At 58.7% G+C, this 18,122-nt stretch carries 17 protein-coding genes and 5 tRNA genes; 6 read left to right on the top strand and 16 right to left on the bottom strand.

The genetic code is table 11. The features are described 5' to 3' along the window. Positions 1–39: 39 nt before the first annotated feature. The 4 genes from rnhA to AAAX31_RS05270 all read left to right on the top strand — a co-directional run bounded on the left by rnhA (position 40) and on the right by AAAX31_RS05270 (position 2,611). A complete protein-coding gene (gene rnhA / locus AAAX31_RS05285) occupies positions 40–576 on the top strand; it encodes a ribonuclease HI (protein WP_148332744.1) in 537 nt (178 codons plus the stop codon). Between the two features lie 73 nt (positions 577–649). Beyond that, complete coding sequence (locus AAAX31_RS05280; protein WP_148332743.1) at positions 650–1,756, top strand: Gfo/Idh/MocA family oxidoreductase; 1,107 nt, start codon at positions 650–652, stop codon at positions 1,754–1,756. A gap of 2 nt (positions 1,757–1,758) precedes the next feature. Then, positions 1,759–2,169 (top strand): acylphosphatase, encoded by a 411-nt coding sequence (locus tag AAAX31_RS05275; RefSeq protein ID WP_022094408.1) that lies wholly within the window; start codon positions 1,759–1,761, stop codon positions 2,167–2,169. Positions 2,170–2,230: 61 nt separating this feature from the next. Further along, positions 2,231–2,611 (top strand): transcriptional repressor, encoded by a 381-nt coding sequence (locus AAAX31_RS05270; RefSeq protein WP_099431458.1) that lies wholly within the window; start codon positions 2,231–2,233, stop codon positions 2,609–2,611. Positions 2,612–2,688: 77 nt separating this feature from the next. On the opposite strand, the gene AAAX31_RS05265 is transcribed toward AAAX31_RS05270, so the two are convergent. From AAAX31_RS05265 to AAAX31_RS05255, 3 genes are all read right to left on the bottom strand, one after another. Beyond that, positions 2,689–3,486 (bottom strand): HAD family hydrolase, encoded by a 798-nt coding sequence (locus tag AAAX31_RS05265; RefSeq protein ID WP_217107720.1) that lies wholly within the window; start codon positions 3,484–3,486, stop codon positions 2,689–2,691. A gap of 81 nt (positions 3,487–3,567) precedes the next feature. Beyond that, the gene (locus tag AAAX31_RS05260) at positions 3,568–4,146 is read right to left on the bottom strand and encodes an urease accessory protein UreE (RefSeq protein ID WP_022094405.1); all 579 of its coding nucleotides are present in this window, start codon (positions 4,144–4,146) and stop codon (positions 3,568–3,570) included. A 3-nt stretch (positions 4,147–4,149) separates the two neighbouring features. Further along, positions 4,150–4,578 carry a peptidylprolyl isomerase gene (locus AAAX31_RS05255; protein WP_022094404.1) on the bottom strand — a complete coding sequence of 143 codons (429 nt, stop codon included), beginning with the start codon at positions 4,576–4,578 and terminating at the stop codon, positions 4,150–4,152. A gap of 120 nt (positions 4,579–4,698) precedes the next feature. On the opposite strand from AAAX31_RS05255, the gene AAAX31_RS05250 reads away from it, so the two are divergent. Both AAAX31_RS05250 and AAAX31_RS05245 read left to right on the top strand, forming a co-directional pair. Next, on the top strand, positions 4,699–5,712 hold the full coding sequence (locus tag AAAX31_RS05250) for a membrane dipeptidase (protein ID WP_117640822.1): 1,014 nt from the start codon (positions 4,699–4,701) through the stop codon (positions 5,710–5,712). Between the two features lie 74 nt (positions 5,713–5,786). After that, positions 5,787–6,563, top strand: a complete 777-nt coding sequence (locus tag AAAX31_RS05245; RefSeq protein ID WP_195521736.1) for a SprT family zinc-dependent metalloprotease — start codon at positions 5,787–5,789, stop codon at positions 6,561–6,563. A 6-nt stretch (positions 6,564–6,569) separates the two neighbouring features. On the opposite strand, the gene folB is transcribed toward AAAX31_RS05245, so the two are convergent. The 13 genes from folB to AAAX31_RS05180 form a co-directional block, all read right to left on the bottom strand. Then, complete coding sequence (gene folB / locus AAAX31_RS05240; protein WP_349076413.1) at positions 6,570–7,055, bottom strand: dihydroneopterin aldolase; 486 nt, start codon at positions 7,053–7,055, stop codon at positions 6,570–6,572. Between the two features lie 43 nt (positions 7,056–7,098). Beyond that, the gene (locus AAAX31_RS05235) at positions 7,099–7,680 is read right to left on the bottom strand and encodes an HD domain-containing protein (RefSeq protein ID WP_171021502.1); all 582 of its coding nucleotides are present in this window, start codon (positions 7,678–7,680) and stop codon (positions 7,099–7,101) included. 1 nt (position 7,681) lies between these two features. Next, positions 7,682–8,239: a GTP cyclohydrolase I FolE gene (gene folE, locus AAAX31_RS05230; RefSeq protein ID WP_022094399.1), complete on the bottom strand. Its 558-nt coding sequence runs from the start codon at positions 8,237–8,239 to the stop codon at positions 7,682–7,684. A gap of 66 nt (positions 8,240–8,305) precedes the next feature. After that, entirely contained in the window at positions 8,306–8,887 is a 582-nt protein-coding gene (nrdG, locus tag AAAX31_RS05225) for an anaerobic ribonucleoside-triphosphate reductase activating protein (RefSeq protein ID WP_349076412.1), read from the bottom strand. Positions 8,888–9,313: 426 nt separating this feature from the next. Continuing rightward, complete coding sequence (gene nrdD, locus AAAX31_RS05220; RefSeq protein WP_055309732.1) at positions 9,314–11,536, bottom strand: anaerobic ribonucleoside-triphosphate reductase; 2,223 nt, start codon at positions 11,534–11,536, stop codon at positions 9,314–9,316. 632 nt (positions 11,537–12,168) lie between these two features. Continuing rightward, positions 12,169–12,243 (bottom strand) — tRNA-Val (locus AAAX31_RS05215). Positions 12,244–12,246: 3 nt separating this feature from the next. Next, positions 12,247–12,322 (bottom strand) — tRNA-Gly (locus AAAX31_RS05210). A gap of 132 nt (positions 12,323–12,454) precedes the next feature. Then, the gene (locus AAAX31_RS05205; protein WP_349076411.1) at positions 12,455–14,188 is read right to left on the bottom strand and encodes a glycoside hydrolase family 13 protein; all 1,734 of its coding nucleotides are present in this window, start codon (positions 14,186–14,188) and stop codon (positions 12,455–12,457) included. A gap of 336 nt (positions 14,189–14,524) precedes the next feature. Beyond that, positions 14,525–14,600, bottom strand: a tRNA-Gly gene (locus AAAX31_RS05200). Positions 14,601–14,642: 42 nt separating this feature from the next. Then, a tRNA-Cys gene (locus AAAX31_RS05195) sits at positions 14,643–14,716 on the bottom strand. Positions 14,717–14,750: 34 nt separating this feature from the next. Continuing rightward, positions 14,751–14,826, bottom strand: a tRNA-Gly gene (locus AAAX31_RS05190). A 105-nt stretch (positions 14,827–14,931) separates the two neighbouring features. Further along, positions 14,932–15,678 (bottom strand): anti-sigma factor antagonist, encoded by a 747-nt coding sequence (locus AAAX31_RS05185; protein WP_055286928.1) that lies wholly within the window; start codon positions 15,676–15,678, stop codon positions 14,932–14,934. Between the two features lie 78 nt (positions 15,679–15,756). After that, positions 15,757–18,102 carry a SpoIIE family protein phosphatase gene (locus AAAX31_RS05180; protein WP_349076410.1) on the bottom strand — a complete coding sequence of 782 codons (2,346 nt, stop codon included), beginning with the start codon at positions 18,100–18,102 and terminating at the stop codon, positions 15,757–15,759. Positions 18,103–18,122 lie beyond the last annotated feature (20 nt).

Here is an 18,122-nt window from a genome sequence, read left to right as displayed (position 1 = left end):
GACGGGATAGAAATCGTAGATTGCTAGCCCCCGGCGGGCATGGCGCTACAATGGTCACTCACACGAAACGTACCCAACGAAAGGAAGCCCGTGAAGGTCATCATCTATACCGACGGCTCGGCCCGATCAAATCCGGGACGCGGCGGCTACGGCGCCGTGCTCAAATACACCAACCCCGCCGGCAAGACCTTCACCTCCGAGCTTTCGCGCGGTTACGCCAAGACCACCAACAACCGCATGGAGCTCATGGCGGTCATCGTGGCGCTCGAGGCACTTAACCGCCCCTGCGAGGTCGAGGTCCATTCCGATTCGCAGTACGTCGTTAACGCCTTCAACAAACACTGGATTGACGGCTGGAAAAAACGAGGCTGGAGGACCGCCAACAAGCAGCCTGTCAAGAACCGCGATCTGTGGGAGCGCCTGCTCACCGCAAAGAGCAAACACAAAGTGGAGTTCATCTGGGTTAAGGGCCACGCCGGCCATGAGCTCAATGAGCGCTGCGACGAGCTTGCCACCACGGCGGCCGACGGCAGCAACCTCGATATCGACGCCGGCTTTAACGAGAGCGACCTGTAACGGCGTTTTCGCACGCTTTTGTGTCCTCCCGCGCTACACTCGTCCTGTAAGCCAAACAACGCAAGGGGGACACATGTTGCGTATCGCAACCATCGGCACATCCATGATTACCGACGACTTTATCCAGGTCGTCAACGCCAACGACCAAGCCGCGTTTGTGGGCACGCTTTCACGCGACGCCAATCGCGGTACTGCCTTTACCGCCGAGCGCGGTGGTGAGCGAAACTTTACGTCACTCGATGAGCTTGCGGTAGCCGCCGACGTCGACGCCGTCTATATCGGCAGCCCTAACGCACTTCACTACGAGCAGGCCCTTGCCTGCATCGCCGGTGGCAAGCACGTCATCGTCGAGAAACCCTTCTGCGCCACCGAAGCGCAGGCGCTGGAAGTCTTCCGCGCTGCCGAGGCAGCAGGTGTCGTGGCCCTCGAAGCCATGCGTCCCCTCCACGATCCCGCCTTCCACGCCATCGAGGACGCCCTGGGCGAGATCGCCCCCATCCGCCGCGCCTCATTGCGCTTTGGCAAGTATTCCTCGCGCTACAACGAGATTCTCGCGGGACGCGCCACCAATATCTTCGACTGCAATATGGCATCGGGTTCCCTCATGGACATTGGCGTCTACGCCGTCGAGCCCATGGTCGAGATTTTCGGCATGCCCTCCGGCCTTACGAGCATGACTACTCTGCTCGACCCCACCACGCGACAGCTCACGCACGGCCCCATCGACGGCTGCGGTTCCATCCTCGCCAGCTATGGCGGAGGCCGCATCTCCGTCGAGCTCGCGCACTCCAAAATTACGAATGACCTACTGCCCTCGCAGATCGAAGGCGAGCGTGGCACTATCCAGATTGACCATCTGTCAACGCCCCGCAACGTCCGCATCGACTATCGCGGCGACGTCGTACGCGGCTCGGCGACCGAGGCGCCGCGCGAACAGGGCGACAACGGCCGCGTGCTCGACCTGCCCAAATCGAGCAACACCATGGAATACGAACTCACAGACTTTATCACCGCCATCGGCGGCATCGATAACGTCAAGGAAGAGATTTGGGAGACCCCGGCGGGACGCCACGAGCTTGGCCACTACCGCGATGTCACGCTCGTCTCACTACGCATCATGGATGCCGTGCGTCAGCAGGCCGGCATAACCTTCCCGGCCGACGCAGGCAAGCAGGCATAGCGATGGGCCTCTTCGATACGTTCTTCTCCAGCGTCACCGGCGGCAGTCGAGAGCCTCAAAAACCGTCAAACGTCGAGCTCGAGCTGCGCCGCAGGCTTACCGTGCTTGCAAGCGACGAGGCCACTCAAGACACTCCCCTGCGTTATTTCCTGCGCTGGGCGGGGCAAGTCCAAGGCGTTGGTTTTCGCTTTACCAACACCAACCTCGCGCAGGCACGCGCACTCACCGGCTGGGTGCGTAACATGGAAGACGGCTCAGTCGAGATGGAGATACAGGGAGCTCCGGCAGACATCCTATCTCATCTCGAGGCACTTCATGCCTCCTACGAGCGCATGGGAACGCGTTTTCGCCTTGTAGATGCCCAGGCCCGAGCCCCACTTGCCAATGAAGACGGTTTCAGTCCTCATTATTAGTATTGTGTGCTAAATACGGTATCATTTACCTACGACCGTTGATAGAAAAGAGGCGAGGCGCATGGCGGTGCAAAGAAGGAATACCAAGCAGCGAAAGCTGGTTCTTGACGCCGTGCGCCAAAGCTACAACCATCCCACCGCCGACGAAATCTACAACGTCGTGCGCGCGCAGGATGACAAAATCAGCCGCGGTACGGTCTACCGCAACCTCAATCTCTTGGCCGACGCCGGCGAGATCCTCTCCATCAAGACGCCGGGCGGCAGCCGCTTCGATCGCACGATCGAGCCGCACGCACATATCATCTGCACCTCATGCAGCCGCGTCATCGACGTACCGCTCCCCTTCGATGCCCAGCTCGACGCCAAAGCGTCCGAGCAAATCGGCTGGCACGTCACGTCGCACTACACCATCTTCGAGGGTCTCTGCCCCGACTGCCGGTAGATGTTTGGAACATGCCTTAAAATCCACCTTTCCGCACTTTGCAGCAAAAAGTAGATTCCTAGACATGTCCCAAATGTCTACTCAGCAAGTAGACGACGCAGCTCTTCTTCGACCGTGCGCACGTAGCGGACGCGGTCGTTAATGCCACGCATAGAGGGGTTGCAGCTCTCCATCAGATAGGGATGGCCCACGACGTTGAGCATGTCGCGATCGTTCTCATTGTCGCCAAACGCCATCATCTCATCGGGCGAAATACCCAGGGCACGACCGTAATCGGCAAGCGCGGAGCCCTTGCCCGAACCGAAACCGATAAAGTCCGTCCATTCGGTTCCCGACGTCATCACGTCAACACGGTCGCTAAAGAGGCGCTCAAAATACTCCAGGGCCGCCGGCTGATCCACCTCGGGCGTCTGGAAGGCAATCTTAATGACGTCCTCGTCGATGTCCTCGGGGCGGGCGACCACCGCCACATCGCAGTGGACCTCATAGCGCAAATGATCGACGAACGCATCGTTGCCGCTCATGGTGTAGAGGTGTCCCTCACACGAAAGGGTCACGTCGGCATGGGGATACGCAACCACGGCATTCGCGATATCCATAGCAAGGCTACGCTCCATGGAACGCTTGACAACGGCACGTCCCTCGCTCATCACCAGGGCTCCGTTTTCGCATACATAGGCGAGCTCATCGGCCACCGGGGCAAACAGGTAGCGCAAGCTCGCATATTGACGGCCGCTCGCCGGCATAAACACGATACCGCGACGATGCAGCTCATCGATGAGCTCAAAGGCCTCGGAACGCGGCTCGCGCTCCCCCGGATGCAGCAACGTGCCGTCCAAATCGCATGCAATCAGCTTGATTCCTTCAAGACCCATATGCTCCCCCACAGCATCTCATCAACAGAAAGGCGGACTTTGAATAGTTGTCTCTCAAAGTCCGCCTTACTTATACGCACGTTAACCGCGCGCCTTCTTTACGATCGTAAAGTCTGGTGCCATACTCACAACGGCATCCGCCGCACTCGACGCAAAGCGCCGGTCCGAATCGAGTTCACGGGTAACCGTCGAGAGCCGAACGCCCTCGACGCCCCGGAGCATGCGGCCCAAAACAGGCTGCACCGGCGTATACATGCGCACGGTATACTCGTCCGAATCGCCTCGAAAAAGCGGCGCATGCATATTGCCGATCTCCCAGCACGCATGCGCGAGCGCAATCGGGTCCATGCGGTCAACTTCGACCAAATAAACCTCGGCGCTGCGCAGGCGCACGACAACCGCCACGGGCACCACGCCCGAACGGTCGACGGCGAGCACGTCGCCGTCGACAAAACGACCGCCGTCGGCAGTATCCAGCCGAACATCGACCGTGCGCCCCAGCTCCGTCACGCCCACAAACGCGCATACATCAGCCTGGTCCCAATCGAGCAGCAGCTCGTCAACTTCAAAGACGCCGCCCAGCTTCCGGCGAAGCAGAAGTTCATAGGACGGATCGTTGAGATTTCCCAAGCATGTCGTCGAAACCAAGCGCTCAGGCATGCTCTAACCCTCGACCTCGACGAGCTCGATATCAAAGTTGAGGTCCTTGCCGGCAAGCTCGTGGTTGGCATCGAGCGTCACAGCCTCGGGCGTTACGTCGATGACGACGGCGGGGACAGGCATGCCGCTCGGCGTGGACAGGAAGAGCTTCATGCCCTTCTCGATCTGCTCGATGTTGGGAACCTGCTCGGCCGGGAAGGTAATAACCATCTCGGGATTGTGCTCGCCGTAGGCATCGGCAGCCGGGATATGCACGGTCTTCTTCTCGCCCATCTGCATGTCGACAACAGCGGCGTCGAAGCCCTTGATCATCTGACCGGCGCCGCAGGTGAACTCCAGCGGCTCGCCGCGATCGTAGGAGCTATCAAACTGCGTGCCGTCGTCGAGCGTGCCGCGATAATGAGTCTTGACCTTCTTGCCCTGGTTGGACATGGTAACCTCCGTGATAAGGGCGGCGCACAACGCGGGCCGCCGTGAACATATGGCGCTAACTATACCCTAGTCATACAATTCAATGACAGTTTGCAAAGAAACGCTGCAACCGGAGGAACCATGGCATATCCCGTATTTGACCTACACTGCGACACCGCCGACCGCATCGGCTGGGCCACGCTCGATCTCGACCTGCGCTTTACCGCCGGCACCGACGGTTATTTCCCCGGCGACGAAACGCATCCGCAAGATTTCGACCTCATCGAGGGCAACGCCTGCGCCATCTCGCTCGCAAAGATCGGCAACACGCCATGGGCACAGTGCTTCGCCACGTTTGTCCCCGATGAGATTCCCACCGCCCACGCCGCGCGCTTCCAGGCGCAGATCATGGCGCATATGAGCGGCCAGGCAATGCTCAACCACGACCGCATGGTCAACGTACGCAGCGCGGCAGACATTCGCCCCGCGCTCAAAGACGGCAAGGTCGCCTGCATCCACACCATCGAAAACGCCACGTTCTTTGCCGAGGACCCCGCGCTGATCGAGGTGCTCAAGAGCTTGGGCGTACTCATGTCATCGCTCAGCTGGAATGCGCAGGGACCGCTCGCGAGCGGACACGATACCCACGCCGGCCTCACCGCCGCCGGCATCGAGGCACTTACGCAGATGGAGCACGCCGGCATGGTGCTTGACGTCTCCCACCTCAACGATGAGTGCTTTGACGAGGTTGTCGCCCACGCCACACGTCCCTTCGTCGCCAGCCACTCCAACTCTCGTGCAGTTTGCGGCGTTAAGCGCAACCTCACCGACGACCAGTTCCGCACCATTCGCGACATGGGTGGCATCGTCGGCCTCAACTACTGCAGCGAGTTCCTTTCCAACGACGCAACCGACAAGACAGCCGCAGACGTCACCTTCGACCAGCTGGCGGCACATATCGAGCACTGGCTCGACCTGGGCGGCGAGGACGTCATCGCGCTCGGCGGCGACTGGGACGGTGCCACGGTGCCCGCCTTCCTCTCCGATGCCAGCAAGATGCCCGAGTTCCAGAACATGCTCTCCAAGCACTTTGGCAAGACCGTGATGCAGAAGCTCTGCAGCGATAATGCCCTTGCCTTCTTTGAGCGTTATTAATTTCACATCCCCTGAGCGGGCCGGCATGCCGAACGGTCGACATGCCGGCCCGTCCCCAATCTGAAGGACCACTTTTGACACAGCAATTTACGCTTTTCCTACCCCAACCGGATGGGACTCCCATCCCCGTCGTCGTTACCAAAAAGCGCGTCAAAAACTTCAACCTGCGCGTCACATCGAGCGGTGAGGTCCACGCCAGCGCACCGCTCGGCGCCAGCCGCGAGCGTATCGAAGCGTTTGTGAAGCGCAACAGCGCCTGGATTATCAGCCGGCTTGCCCAGCGCGAGCAACGTCAGGCGACGGCGCGAGAGCCGCTCAGCCCCTCGTCCATCATTGCACTTTGGGGCAAGCCCATCACGGTACAAGATGCGCTCGATCACAACTTTAAGTCACCCGCACCGCGGCCCAAACAAGCCACGTTCGCAAGCTTTATGGGTACCGACGAGCCAGACGAACGTCCGCAGGCCAAGTGGAACGCGCCCCTCGACGGCTTAACGCCCAGTGAGATCCAAGCCCATATTGACCAGCTCTATACGTCCGAAGTCACATCGGCGCTGCGGGATATGGTGCACGCATACGAAATCGCAATGGGTGTCGCCGTTTCCCGCGTTTCCGTGCGCAGCATGAAAACGCGCTGGGGATCATGCACGCCCAAAACCGGCGCCATTCGCATCGCACGAGAACTTGCCGCCTACCCCGTCGAGTGCCTTGACATGGTTGTCGCCCACGAGCTCGTCCACTTGCTCGAGCCAAGCCACAATCAGCGGTTTCACGCCCTGCTCGACACGTACTGCCCCAACAATAGAGCACTGTCCCAGCGGCTCAAGCAGCCACCCATAGAGACATATTAGAACCGGTTAGCGCACGCGCTCGATCTCGACACCGCAGCTTGCCAGGGGAAGACCGACGGGCGCCCAAGGCTTATCGAGCTTAACGCGCACGCCAAGCAGCAAGGGGTAACGACGCAGCAGCATCGAGGCCACACCCTCAGCTGCAGCCTCGATGAGCTTAAACGTATGCTCGCGCAGATAGCCATCGACATCGTGGCACACCGAGCCATAGTCAATCGAGGCGTCCAGGTTATCGTGCTCCCCCGCTGCACGCAGGTCGGCATAGAGTACCAAGGACACGATGAACTTCTGGCCCAGCGCGTTCTCTTCGGGATACACGCCGTGGTTGGCAAAGACCTCGAGACCGTCGATAGTAATGCGGTCAGCATGGCGCAGATCGTCATAACTCACGTGGGGCACCGCCGTTGCGGTGGATATTTCGCCCCTTCCACGGCGGGCGAGCTCGGCGCCTTCAGTCTTGGTTGCATTCTCGGGCAGTTTCTTGTTGCTCATCGCGATCGTCTCCTTCGTTTAGAACCCCGACCGCGCAAACTAACTACACGCGAATCGACAGGTTCTTTTTATCATCGCTCCAGTTGCAAGCATTGCGCGCGGGGCATGCAAAGCAGGCGCGCGACGCTTTGTCGGCTGCATAGAGCAGACGCTCAAGCGGTTGGCTGTTCACACGCAGCTTTCGATGGCCCAGAATGGCCGTCTTAATGGCTGCGGCATCGGCCGGCTCAAACGCCACATCATCGGGCATGCCGCCGAGAATCGCATCAGCGACGCGTTCGCTTGCAACATCATGGGATATACCCGATTCATACTGTTCATCTTTGCCGATATCGTGAAGAAGTGCCGTGGCGTAGATGACCTCACGGTCAAATTCGAGCTGTTCCTCGAGATTCTTGATCCACATAATGCGAGCGACATCGAGAAGATGGTCAATACCGTGGCGGCAGAAGATGCGCCCCGATTCCAACTGTGCAATGTTACCCAGGTGCCGCCGGAACAGCCCGTTGGCGCAAATGTAATCAATGCGAGGCATGGCACCAAAGGGAGCCAAGCCCGAAGCCATAAAGCCGCGACGCGACGTCCCCTCATCGGTCTTCGATGTAAAGTCGTTGACGACCCTCATGCTAACGGCCCAGCATCCTAAAGAACCGCTCCTCGAGCGCGGGATCAGTCTCAAAGACGCCGCGGCGAGCGAGCGTCACGGTCTTGGTGCCGGGCTTTTGCACGCCGCGCATGGTCATGCACATATGCTCGGCTTCCATGAGCACAATCGCTCCCTGGGGAGCGAGATAATCCATGAGAGCGTCGGCAACCTGCGCACACAGCTGCTCCTGCAGCTGCAGACGGCGGGCATAAACCTCAACCGTGCGGGCGAGTTTGGAAAGCCCAGCCACCCGACCGTTAGGGATATAGCCAATGGCGGCCTTGCCATAAAACGGCAGCAGATGGTGCTCGCACAGCGAGTAGAACGTGATGTCGCGCTCGATAACCAAATCGTTCGAAGCGACGGCAAAGGTTTTGGACAGGTGCTCCTCGGCACTCTGGTCCATACCGCCGGCGATCTCACCATACATACGGGCAACGCGCGCCGGGGTCTCCAGCAGGCCCTCACGAGTTGGGTCCTCGCCTATGCCCTCAAGCAACAGCTTAATGGCGGCCTCGACTTTTTCCTGATCGACCATCTGGGCCTCACTTTTCCGATTTTGCGTTCGCGCTATGGTACCACGCCCTTTGGCATCGGCCACAAGCTACATAGTATGGGTCGAATAGACCGGATCGTCCCGCCAAAGCTCCACAGCGTCGCAAAGCGCAACGCCCTCGCGCACAGCACGGGCGCGCGTGGCGTTCATATCGATCACACGCTGGTTACTCGAGCCCCTAAAGCGCAATGAGATATCGTACAGATCCTGAACGAACGGGCCGTCCACCAACATGTCGAGGCAGGCCAGGATACGGTTCGTCACCTCGGTATGATGACGGCCACCCGGCATAAGCTCCTCGAGCACGTCGCCGGTAAAGCACCAAATGGTCTTGCCCGACCCCGCGGGATAGGCCGCACGCACGCGTTCGATAAAGTCAACAAGCCCCACCTGATTCTCGGGCTCCATAGGCTCGCCGCCCAAAATCGTCAGGCCATCAATAAAGGGATGGTCGAGACTCTCGATAATCTTGTCCTCGACGGCACGGTCGAACGGCTCACCCGCAGCAAAGTCCCACGCGACAGAGTTAAAGCAGTTCTTGCACCCACGACGGCACCCACTCACAAACAGAGAAGTACGAACGCCTTCCCCATCAGCAATGTCGAAATACTTAATGTTCGCGTAGTTCATAGGTAACTCTCCCGGGAGGCCGGGACATATCATCCCGTCCTCAAACATTCTCGGCCTTCGGCCTGCGAAACTGCGGGCGGGACGATATGTCCCGGCCTCATGCAAAGGGTAACTCAATGAACGAAGCGAACATCGAGTATAGGGTTCGAGGTCCAATAAAAACTTTGTTGCAGCTCAACCGCCATCGCAAGCAAAGCGTTGTTGCAAGTCAACTCATTTCCGCTAAGAACTTCGAGGAGTGAGCAGGCCGCATGCTGCATCTCAGCTACATCAACTTGGCTGCCCCGTAGCGAGGCCCCGGGCCTTTGCTCGATATGAGTTCCGCACGAACAGGAGGCGCCAGTGGCGCCTCCGTCGTGAGCCAGGACTGTCCGAAATAGCGAGTAAAGGCCCGGGGCCTCGCTACGGGGCGGCCTGGGATGGTTATTAGAGATGCAGCACGCGGTCGCGGATCTCCTCGGTTCGACCCTGGTTCCAGAACTGGGTACCGATGTAACCGCACGTGCGACGGGCGACATTCATCTTCTCCTGGTCACGATTGCCGCAATTGGGGCACTCCCACACCAGCTTGCCGTCATCCTCGACAATCTTGATCTCACCGTCGTAGCCGCACACCTGGCAGTAGTCGCTCTTGGTGTTGAGCTCGGCGTACATGATGTTGTCGTAGATGTACTGCATCACGCGAATGACAGCCTTGAGGTTGTCCTGCATGTTGGGAACCTCGACGTAGGAGATGGCACCGCCCGGCGAAAGCTGCTGGAACATACCCTCGAACTTGAGCTTGTCGAATGCGTCGATCTCCTCGGACACGTGGACGTGGTAGCTGTTGGTGATGTAGCCCTTGTCCGTCACGCCCGGGATGATGCCAAAACGACGCTGCAGGCACTTGGCGAACTTGTAGGTCGTCGACTCAAGCGGGGTACCGTACAGCGAGAAGTCAATATCGCTTTCGGCCTTCCACTCCGCGCACTTGTCGTTCATGCGCTGCATGACGGCCATGGCAAAGGGCGTGCCCTCCTTCTCGGTGTGGCTGTGGCCCGTCATGTACTTAACGCACTCATACAGGCCGGCATAACCCAGACTAATGGTGGAGTAACCGCCCACGAGCAACTTGTCGATCGTCTCGCCCTTCTTCAGGCGGGCGAGGGCACCGTACTGCCAAAGAATCGGTGCGGCATCCGAAAGCGTACCCATCAGACGCTCATGACGGCACAGCAGGGCGCGGTGGCACAGCTCAAGGCGCTCGTCGAAGATCTTCCAGAACTTATCCATGTCCTGATGCGAGCTCAGCGCGACATCGGGCAGGTTGATGGTCACAACGCCCTGGTTAAAGCGACCGTAGTACTTGGGCTTGTTCGGGTCATAGTTCAGCGCGTTGGCCACGTTGTTAAATCCGTTACCGGAGCGGTCGGGCGTCAGGAAGCTGCGGCAACCCATGCAGGTATAGCAGTCGCCGTTGCCCGCGGTCTCGCCCTTCGACAGCTTGAGCTCGCGCATCTTCTTCTCGGAGATGTAGTCGGGCACCATGCGCTTGGCGGTGCACTTCGCAGCCAGCTGAGTCAGGTAGAAGTACGGGGAATCCTCGTGAACGTTATCGTCCTCGAGCACGTAGATGAGCTTGGGGAACGCCGGGGTGATCCACACGCCGGCTTCGTTCTTAACGCCCTCATAGCGCTGACGAAGCGTCTCCTCCACAATCATGGCAAGGTCATGCTTCTCCTGGGGCGTACGGGCCTCATTGAGATACATAAAGACCGTCACGAACGGCGCCTGGCCATTCGTGGTCATAAGGGTCACGACCTGATACTGAATCGTCTGAACGCCGCGACGGATCTCGTCACGCAGGCGGTCCTCAACAACCTCGCGGACCTTTTCGGGAGATGCGGAAACGCCGAGCTCCTCGAGCTCGCGGGCGACCTCGCCGCGAATCTTTTGACGGCTCACCTCGACGAACGGGGCAAGATGGGTCAGCGAAATCGACTGGCCACCGTACTGGGAGGAAGCAACCTGAGCGATGATCTGCGTCGCGATGTTGCAGGCAGTCGAGAAGCTGTGCGGCTTCTCGATCAGCGTGCCCGAAATAACAGTACCGTTCTGGAGCATATCCTCCAGGTTCACCAGGTCGCAGTTATGCATGTGCTGGGCAAAGTAGTCCGAATCATGGAAGTGAATCAGACCCTCATTGTGAGCATCCACAATCTCCTGGGGCAGCAGCACACGCTGGGTCAGGTCCTTGGAGATCTCGCCGGCCATGTAGTCACGCTGAACGGAATTGACGGTCGGGTTCTTGTTGGAGTTCTCCTGCTTGACCTCTTCGTTGTTGCACTCAATCAGCGACAGAATCTTGTCGTCGGTCGTGTTCTTCTGGCGCTTCAGGCTCTGAACATAGCGATAGATGATGTAATGGCGAGCGACCTCATAGCAGTCGAGACGCATAATCTCGTCCTCGACCAGATCCTGAATCTCCTCGACCGACACGGTGTGGCCCGCGTTCTCGCATGCCTCGGCGACGTTTTGTGCCGCGTAAACCACCTGGCGGTCGGTAAGACGAGAGCTCTCCTCGACCTCCAAGTTTGCGGCGCGGATGGCATTGACAATCTTATCGATGTCAAAGACAACCTCGGTGCCGCTGCGCTTGATGATCTTCATCCTCTTGCCTCTTTCGCGTCGAAATCGTATTGCGCTTCAGAGCCAAACGATGCCCGGCAGGGCTTGCCCCTGTCTTGCGGCGCCGTCGCGCAATCTGTGTTTTCGAAAACCATAGGCCCTCATGCGGACAATCCTCGCAGCCAATCAAGGGGCTCGAAGATCCATCCAAATGGGGCGAATAAGGTCCTCGTTCTCTGTCCGCCATCTATCATACGACAAAGAGGCATCTATATCCTGTATTCTTTTTTTAGGTCAAACACAACATATAGTGTTTCAGCAGGTCAAAGCAATTAGTCATTTTGCAGACGCATTAATTATGAGGGGTTCTTGGCAAGTCGGTAAAACGTTACCAACACGGCTACCTGCATGGCAGTTATAAAACCCCCTTAGTCAAGCCGCTGACAAATCCTACCAAAACCAAGCCGCTCACGCCAAAAGAATCCAAAAGATTATGCTTGACCAACATGTTGCGGTCACGGTCGGCCAGGACGTATGCAACCTGCCGGCACCTCTACGGGATGCGAAGACCATCGCGTACAGACCTTGGATCAATATTTGGTGGTTATTTGGCGGCGTGCTTGGCGGCATAAAACAAAACAGCCCAGAGACATAGCCTCTGAGCTGCGAACATTTGGTGGGCGTTAGAAGATTTGAACTTCTGACCTCTTCCGTGTCAGGGAAGCGCTCTCCCCCTGAGCTAAACGCCCAAATGGAGCGGACAACGGGGCTCGAACCCGCGACCCCAACCTTGGCAAGGTTGTGCTCTACCAACTGAGCCATGTCCGCCTGCGAGGATTTAATATACGGGATGGTCCACCCAAATGCAAGAACTTTTTTTAAAAAGTTTTGCGACGCTCTCGCGAGGGCATCAGTCGTCACGAAAGGCACGGACAAACGCAGGCTCGCAGCGAGATGCCCCTACATCTCACCGAGCATGATCCAGGCAGAGCTGTCCTGCGTGAGCCTGCCGTCTGCAAGCGGCGATGAGGTGAGCAGGACCCTGCCCGCCGGCAGCTCCACGGGTGCTGCACCGAAGTTCGTCACACACGTCCAGCCGTTATCGCGGCGATAGGCGATGACGCCGCCCTCAGCGCCCTCGGCACCATCCGCAAGACCGGTGCGCCCGTCAAGATCGAGCCACGCAAGATCGTTGGCGCACCCGCGCAGCTTGCGCCGCAGCCAGAGGGCGTCACGATAGAGCGCAAGCATCGATGTCGGGTCCACTTCTTCCCTATCGGCAGCATAATCGGAAAACCATGCAGGCTGCGGCAGATGGGGCGCCGCATCGGCGTCTGCCGGCGAAAACCCAAACGATCCGCCATGCGCGGGATCGTCCGCCGCCACCCACGGCAGGGGCACACGACAGCCGTCGCGCCCCTTCTCACGCTTCGGTCCGTGCGTATTGGTCGCAGTAGGGTCTTCGAGTGCAGCCCACGGGATATCAGCCACCTCAAAAAGGCCGAGCTCCTCGCCCTGATACACGTATGCCGAGCCCGGAAGCGCCAGTTCAAGCAAAAGGGCCGCCCGCGCGCGGCGCTCGCCGAGTTCACGGTCCTCGTCATAAGACGACCCGTCACGTAAGAGCCAGTCGAGCGCAATCTGGTGGTAGCGCGTCGCCTTGATTTGCGGCAGGGCATAGCGTGTCGCCACGCGCGGCACGTCGTGGTTGGAGAGTACCCAGGTCGAGGCGGAATCGGATTCGACGGCTGCCTTCAAGCCCTTCTCGATTGCAGTGTGCATGTCATCATAGGTCCAAGTGGCCTTGGCAAACTCAAAGTTGAATGTCTGGCCAAGCTCGCTGGAACGCGCGTAGAGATACTGGCGCTCGGGCAGCACCCACGCCTCGGCAACGGCGCTGCGTGGCGGATTATAGCGGTCGAACACGCGGCGCCACTCTCGATAGATCTCGTGGACCTCGTTGCGGTCCCACAGCGGATGGGTGCCGTCGTCAACCATGTCATCGCCCTCGGCGAGATGCCACCGGTCGAGGTCATCGCGGTCGAGATCCTTGGCGAGACCCTGCGCCACATCAATGCGAAAGCCGTCGACGCCTCGATCGCTCCAAAACGCCAGGACGTCGCAAAAGAGCGCGTGAACCTCAGGGCATGACCAGTCAAAGTCCGGCTGCTCGGGCGTAAACATGTGCAGATACCACTGACCGTCCGCAACACGCGTCCATGCGGGGCCGCCAAAGTTGGCATTCCAATTGGTGGGAGGCAGCTCGCCATGCTCGCCGCGACCATCGCGGAAGATATAACGGGCGCGCTCGGGCGATCCGGGGCCGGCGGCAAGAGCGGCTTTGAACCAGGGGTGCTGGCTGGATGAATGGTTGGGCACGATGTCGACGATGACCTTGATGCCGCGCGCGTGAGCCGCAGCGATCATATCATCGAAGTCGTCAAGCGAGCCGAGACGTGGATCGACATCGCAGTAGTCCGCCACATCATAGCCACCATCGACAAGAGGCGATGGGTAAAACGGGCTCAGCCAGATGGCCTCGATACCCAGCCGCTCAAGATAGTCCATCTGCTGGGTAATGCCCGCGATATCGCCCAGACCCGAACCAGTCGAATCCTTAAACGAGCGCGGGTAGATCTGATAGATCGCGGCATCGGACATCCATGAGCGCGAAGAGGACTTTTCTGTAGCCATGGGATAAGTCTCCCTTGCAACGAGGTTTTGCGAGATGCCCACGATGATACGCCCAAAGCGGACATTCGCGGCAAACAACGCCACAGCCACGCCCCAAAACGCTCGCTCCCTCTCGGGTTCGAACCTCCCGGGACAAATCGACCGATTAGTAAAAAGAACGGAAGACCCACTCCCCCGGCCACGACAGCGAGCGGGCTCCGGGTGCCCCAGGTTGCCGCGAAAGAGGAGGGAAGCGTACTTTATGTACGCGACCGACGATTGAGGGGCAAGATGGGGTGCCCGGGGCTCGCGCAGCGTCAACAAAAAACGCGGTTCGTTAGAACCGCGTAAGATAGTTGGAGCGGACAACGGGGCTCGAACCCGCGACCCCAACCTTGGCAAGGTTGTGCTCTACCAACTGAGCCATGTCCGCATATGTAAAACAAAACGGGCGCCGGAGCGCCCGGATGTTGCCTGGAGGCGAAGCCCGGATTCGAACCGGGGGTAAAGGCTTTGCAGGCCTCTGCCTTACCACTTGGCCACTTCGCCGAAAAAGGACCGCCTAAACGGTCCGGGAATGCAATGGAGCGGACAACGGGGCTCGAACCCGCGACCCCAACCTTGGCAAGGTTGTGCTCTACCAACTGAGCCATGTCCGCTTGCGGGTTATTAATTTACGCGAGTTGTCCAAAAGACGCAAGTACTTTTTTCAAAAAACTTGTCTGCCGCATGTTCTTAGTAGCCAAACGCGCTAAAGCGATTGGCTAGGCACACGATTCCAGCGCCCCGCTAAACAGCTTCACCATCTGCACGCGCGTGCCGGCGCCGTCCGTACGACGAGCAACCTCCACGTTATCGACGAGCATACGCATAAGCTTGATACCACGGCCGCGTTCTTCAGATGCGACCGGCTCGCTCGTTTCATCGATAGAATAGCCGGCACCTCGATCAAGCACCTCAACCACAACGCGATCGCCATAGGCCTGAACCGTCAGGACGCACCCGATACCGCCCGCATGGTCATAGGCATTACCCAGCGCCTCCCCCGACGCCAATGCGACATCGTAGCGCTCGTCACGGCGCAACGGAAGCGATTCAAGGAGTTCGGCGATGCGATGTCGGTAGTATGGAAGATTCTCGATACCCTGACGGACCTCGACGCTCTTACTCCAGCGAGGCAGCTCCCCCACCGGAATAGCGGGAATAGACTCCCGTGCCGGCCCCGCGACATGAAGGATATCGACAAGACGAGCAATCTCCAAAAAGCGAACAACTTCACCTGATGCATTGACGAGCGAAAGCAGGCCTTCTCGCCTCATGAGCTCACGAGCGCGCGTAAGCAGGAATGCCAAGCCCGTCGAATCGATAAAGCTAACAGCCTGACAGTTGATGACGACACGACGCACGCCGCGGCCAATCAAAGCATCCAACCGCCGACGCAGCGCAGGCACCGTGGCGATGTCGATATCGCCTGGTGGCGTCAAAACCGCTATGTCATTCCACTCATTCATACGACCATGGTTCCCCAAAAAAGCTCACTCGATGCATTCGTTTCCCCAACCGTACGGATTCAGCCCACCCAGCGTCGTCTATGAACGACCCCGTAAAAACTCAAGGGACACCAATGCAATGTCATCGTCCAGCGCCGATTCGGTAAATCGGTCAAGCTCGCCCAAGACCTTGCCGCAAATGCCCGACACGCCCTCCCCCGAAACAGAAAGCAGAAGGTCGCGCAAGCGCTGCTCGCCAAAGAACGCTCCGGTGCGGTCGCGGGCCTCAATCGTTCCATCCGTATACATGAAGAGCATGTCGCCGGGGGCGAACGTAAACACGCCCGTCTCGTACACCATGCTCTCAAAGGCACCGATTACGCCCGATTGGCATCCAAGCAGCTCGACCTCTCCCCCACGGGACTCGCCGCCACCCAGCGGCATCGACTCTGGCCTGATGACCATGGTCGGAGGATGGCCCGCCGAACAATACGTTGCGCGTCCGGCTTTAAGGTCAATCTTGGCGATAAAGGCTGTCACGAACGTCTCGACCCTCGAAAAGCCCATGAGCATGCTGTTAAGGGAGCGTGCCATGCGGGCCGGTCCAGCGCCCTCCCAGGCATATGCCGTCAGGGCCGTCTTGACGAGCGCGGACATCGATGCGGCCTCAATGCCTTTGCCAGACACATCACCCAGAATCATGACGGCGCAGTCGTCGGGAAGACGAATGAGCGTATAGAAATCGCCGCCGACCAACGCCGAATTCGTGGCAGACAGGTACACCGAATCGGTTGCGATACCCGGAACATCCCCCAGGGAATTTCTCATGCCGATCTGGAGGGTCTGAGCGATATGGCGCTCCTCGCGCTTTTGAGATTCGCCTTCGTAAATCAGTTCAAAGTCATGCGCCAAGTGCACCAAGTAGTCATATTCAAGGTCATCAATCGGCTCTTGGCTACCATCACGAAGCAGTAGCGCGCGCGTTGTCGGGCTCTTCGCAACAGAAGCAGGAACAATCGCGTCGTTACTGTGCTTGCCATCACCCTCAGAGCGCGGGCGCCCAGCCTCGATGCCGGAGTCGACGTAGAGACCTTGACAAGGCAGACCATGTACCCTAAGCCAGCCTCCCATAGGCATCGATTCGTCAACGCGAGTTATACGGACGTGTTTAAGGTCCTCGGCACTCGTGCCGCCCAAAACAGATGCCTCAAAGCCATCAGGGCCAGCCCCCAGACGTGCCGCCGGCGCCGTCGTGGAAAAGAATAGCTTCTCGGGATCGTCCGGCAAAGCAACGCGACTGCCGCCTTCAAAATCTATGACGTAGGAGTCCAGACTGGCGTCATACTCAACAGGACAAAAATGGCAGTTGAGCATATTGCAGATCTCGGACGATACCGCCTGGGTAGCCGCGGCGGAATCGTCTAGAAAGGTAAACAACTCATCACGTAAGACATTGAGCGAGCGGCCAAGCTCGGCCGTACGACGAGAGCGAAGGCTCGATGCCATGCCGACCAGCTGGATAGACAGGTAATCGCAAATGACCTCGAGTACATTAACGTCATAGGCGAGCGGTGCCTGGGGGCGTTTCCAACCAACTTCCAGCACGCCAAGGATCTGCGTACCGTAAAAAACGGGAAGACAAATCTCGCTGCGGTACGGAGGCATATCCTGCACGCGCAACAGGTGCTTAGAACGATTATCCAGGTCCATGAACATACCGGAGGCGGCCCTATCGCCCTCAAGGTCCTGTTGAATCGACAAGCGACAGGCACGCGACTCCCGAAGAACATACGTCGGAATACCAGCGCCATACGGCAAGAACTCGGGCAGGTAGCTGTCGTACAGCTCCTTGGAAACACCGCGTAGCTTAAAACCGCCGCTCTCAGAAAAATAGATAGCGGCACCCGAAGCATCGAGCGTTCCTACAAGCTGGTTCAAAACGGTATCAAGCAGGCTGGGTAACTCATCGGAGCCCACAGTGCTCATAATGACCGAGAGCGTGCCAGAGAGACGCTTGTTCGCCACTCTAAGCTCCGATAACGCACGTTTGAGTTGACGGTCGTGTGAATACTGTTCCTCGATACTGTGAAGCGCCACCAGGACACGTGGTGCGCGGCGCCCAAAGATGCGTGGAGGCGTTACGGAGCCCGCACGAACCAAGACGGGGATAAAGGAGCCATCGCTCAGCTTGAGCATCAGTTCGCTCTCGGAGCCATCAGTTTCAAATGGCAGACGATGTTCCGTCGCACGTTCAAAAGCGGACGAGTACAGGACGTCTTTAACATCTCCACCGATGACGTCGGCGCGTTCCTCGCACATCAAACCAAGTAAGCGATTATTCACATGCAGAATGGTTCCGTCGAGCTCACAGATGATGACAGCATCGCTCGTGATCTCGACTAGTTGGGCAACGTCTGCCCACTCGTTGCGTTCAAGCGTTTCCATCGTGGACCCCACCGTCTATC

It is taken from the genome of Collinsella sp. CLA-ER-H5 (assembly GCF_040092375.1).
GTDB lineage: Bacteria > Actinomycetota > Coriobacteriia > Coriobacteriales > Coriobacteriaceae > Collinsella.
This window is presented reverse-complemented; position numbering and strand designations above follow the sequence as displayed.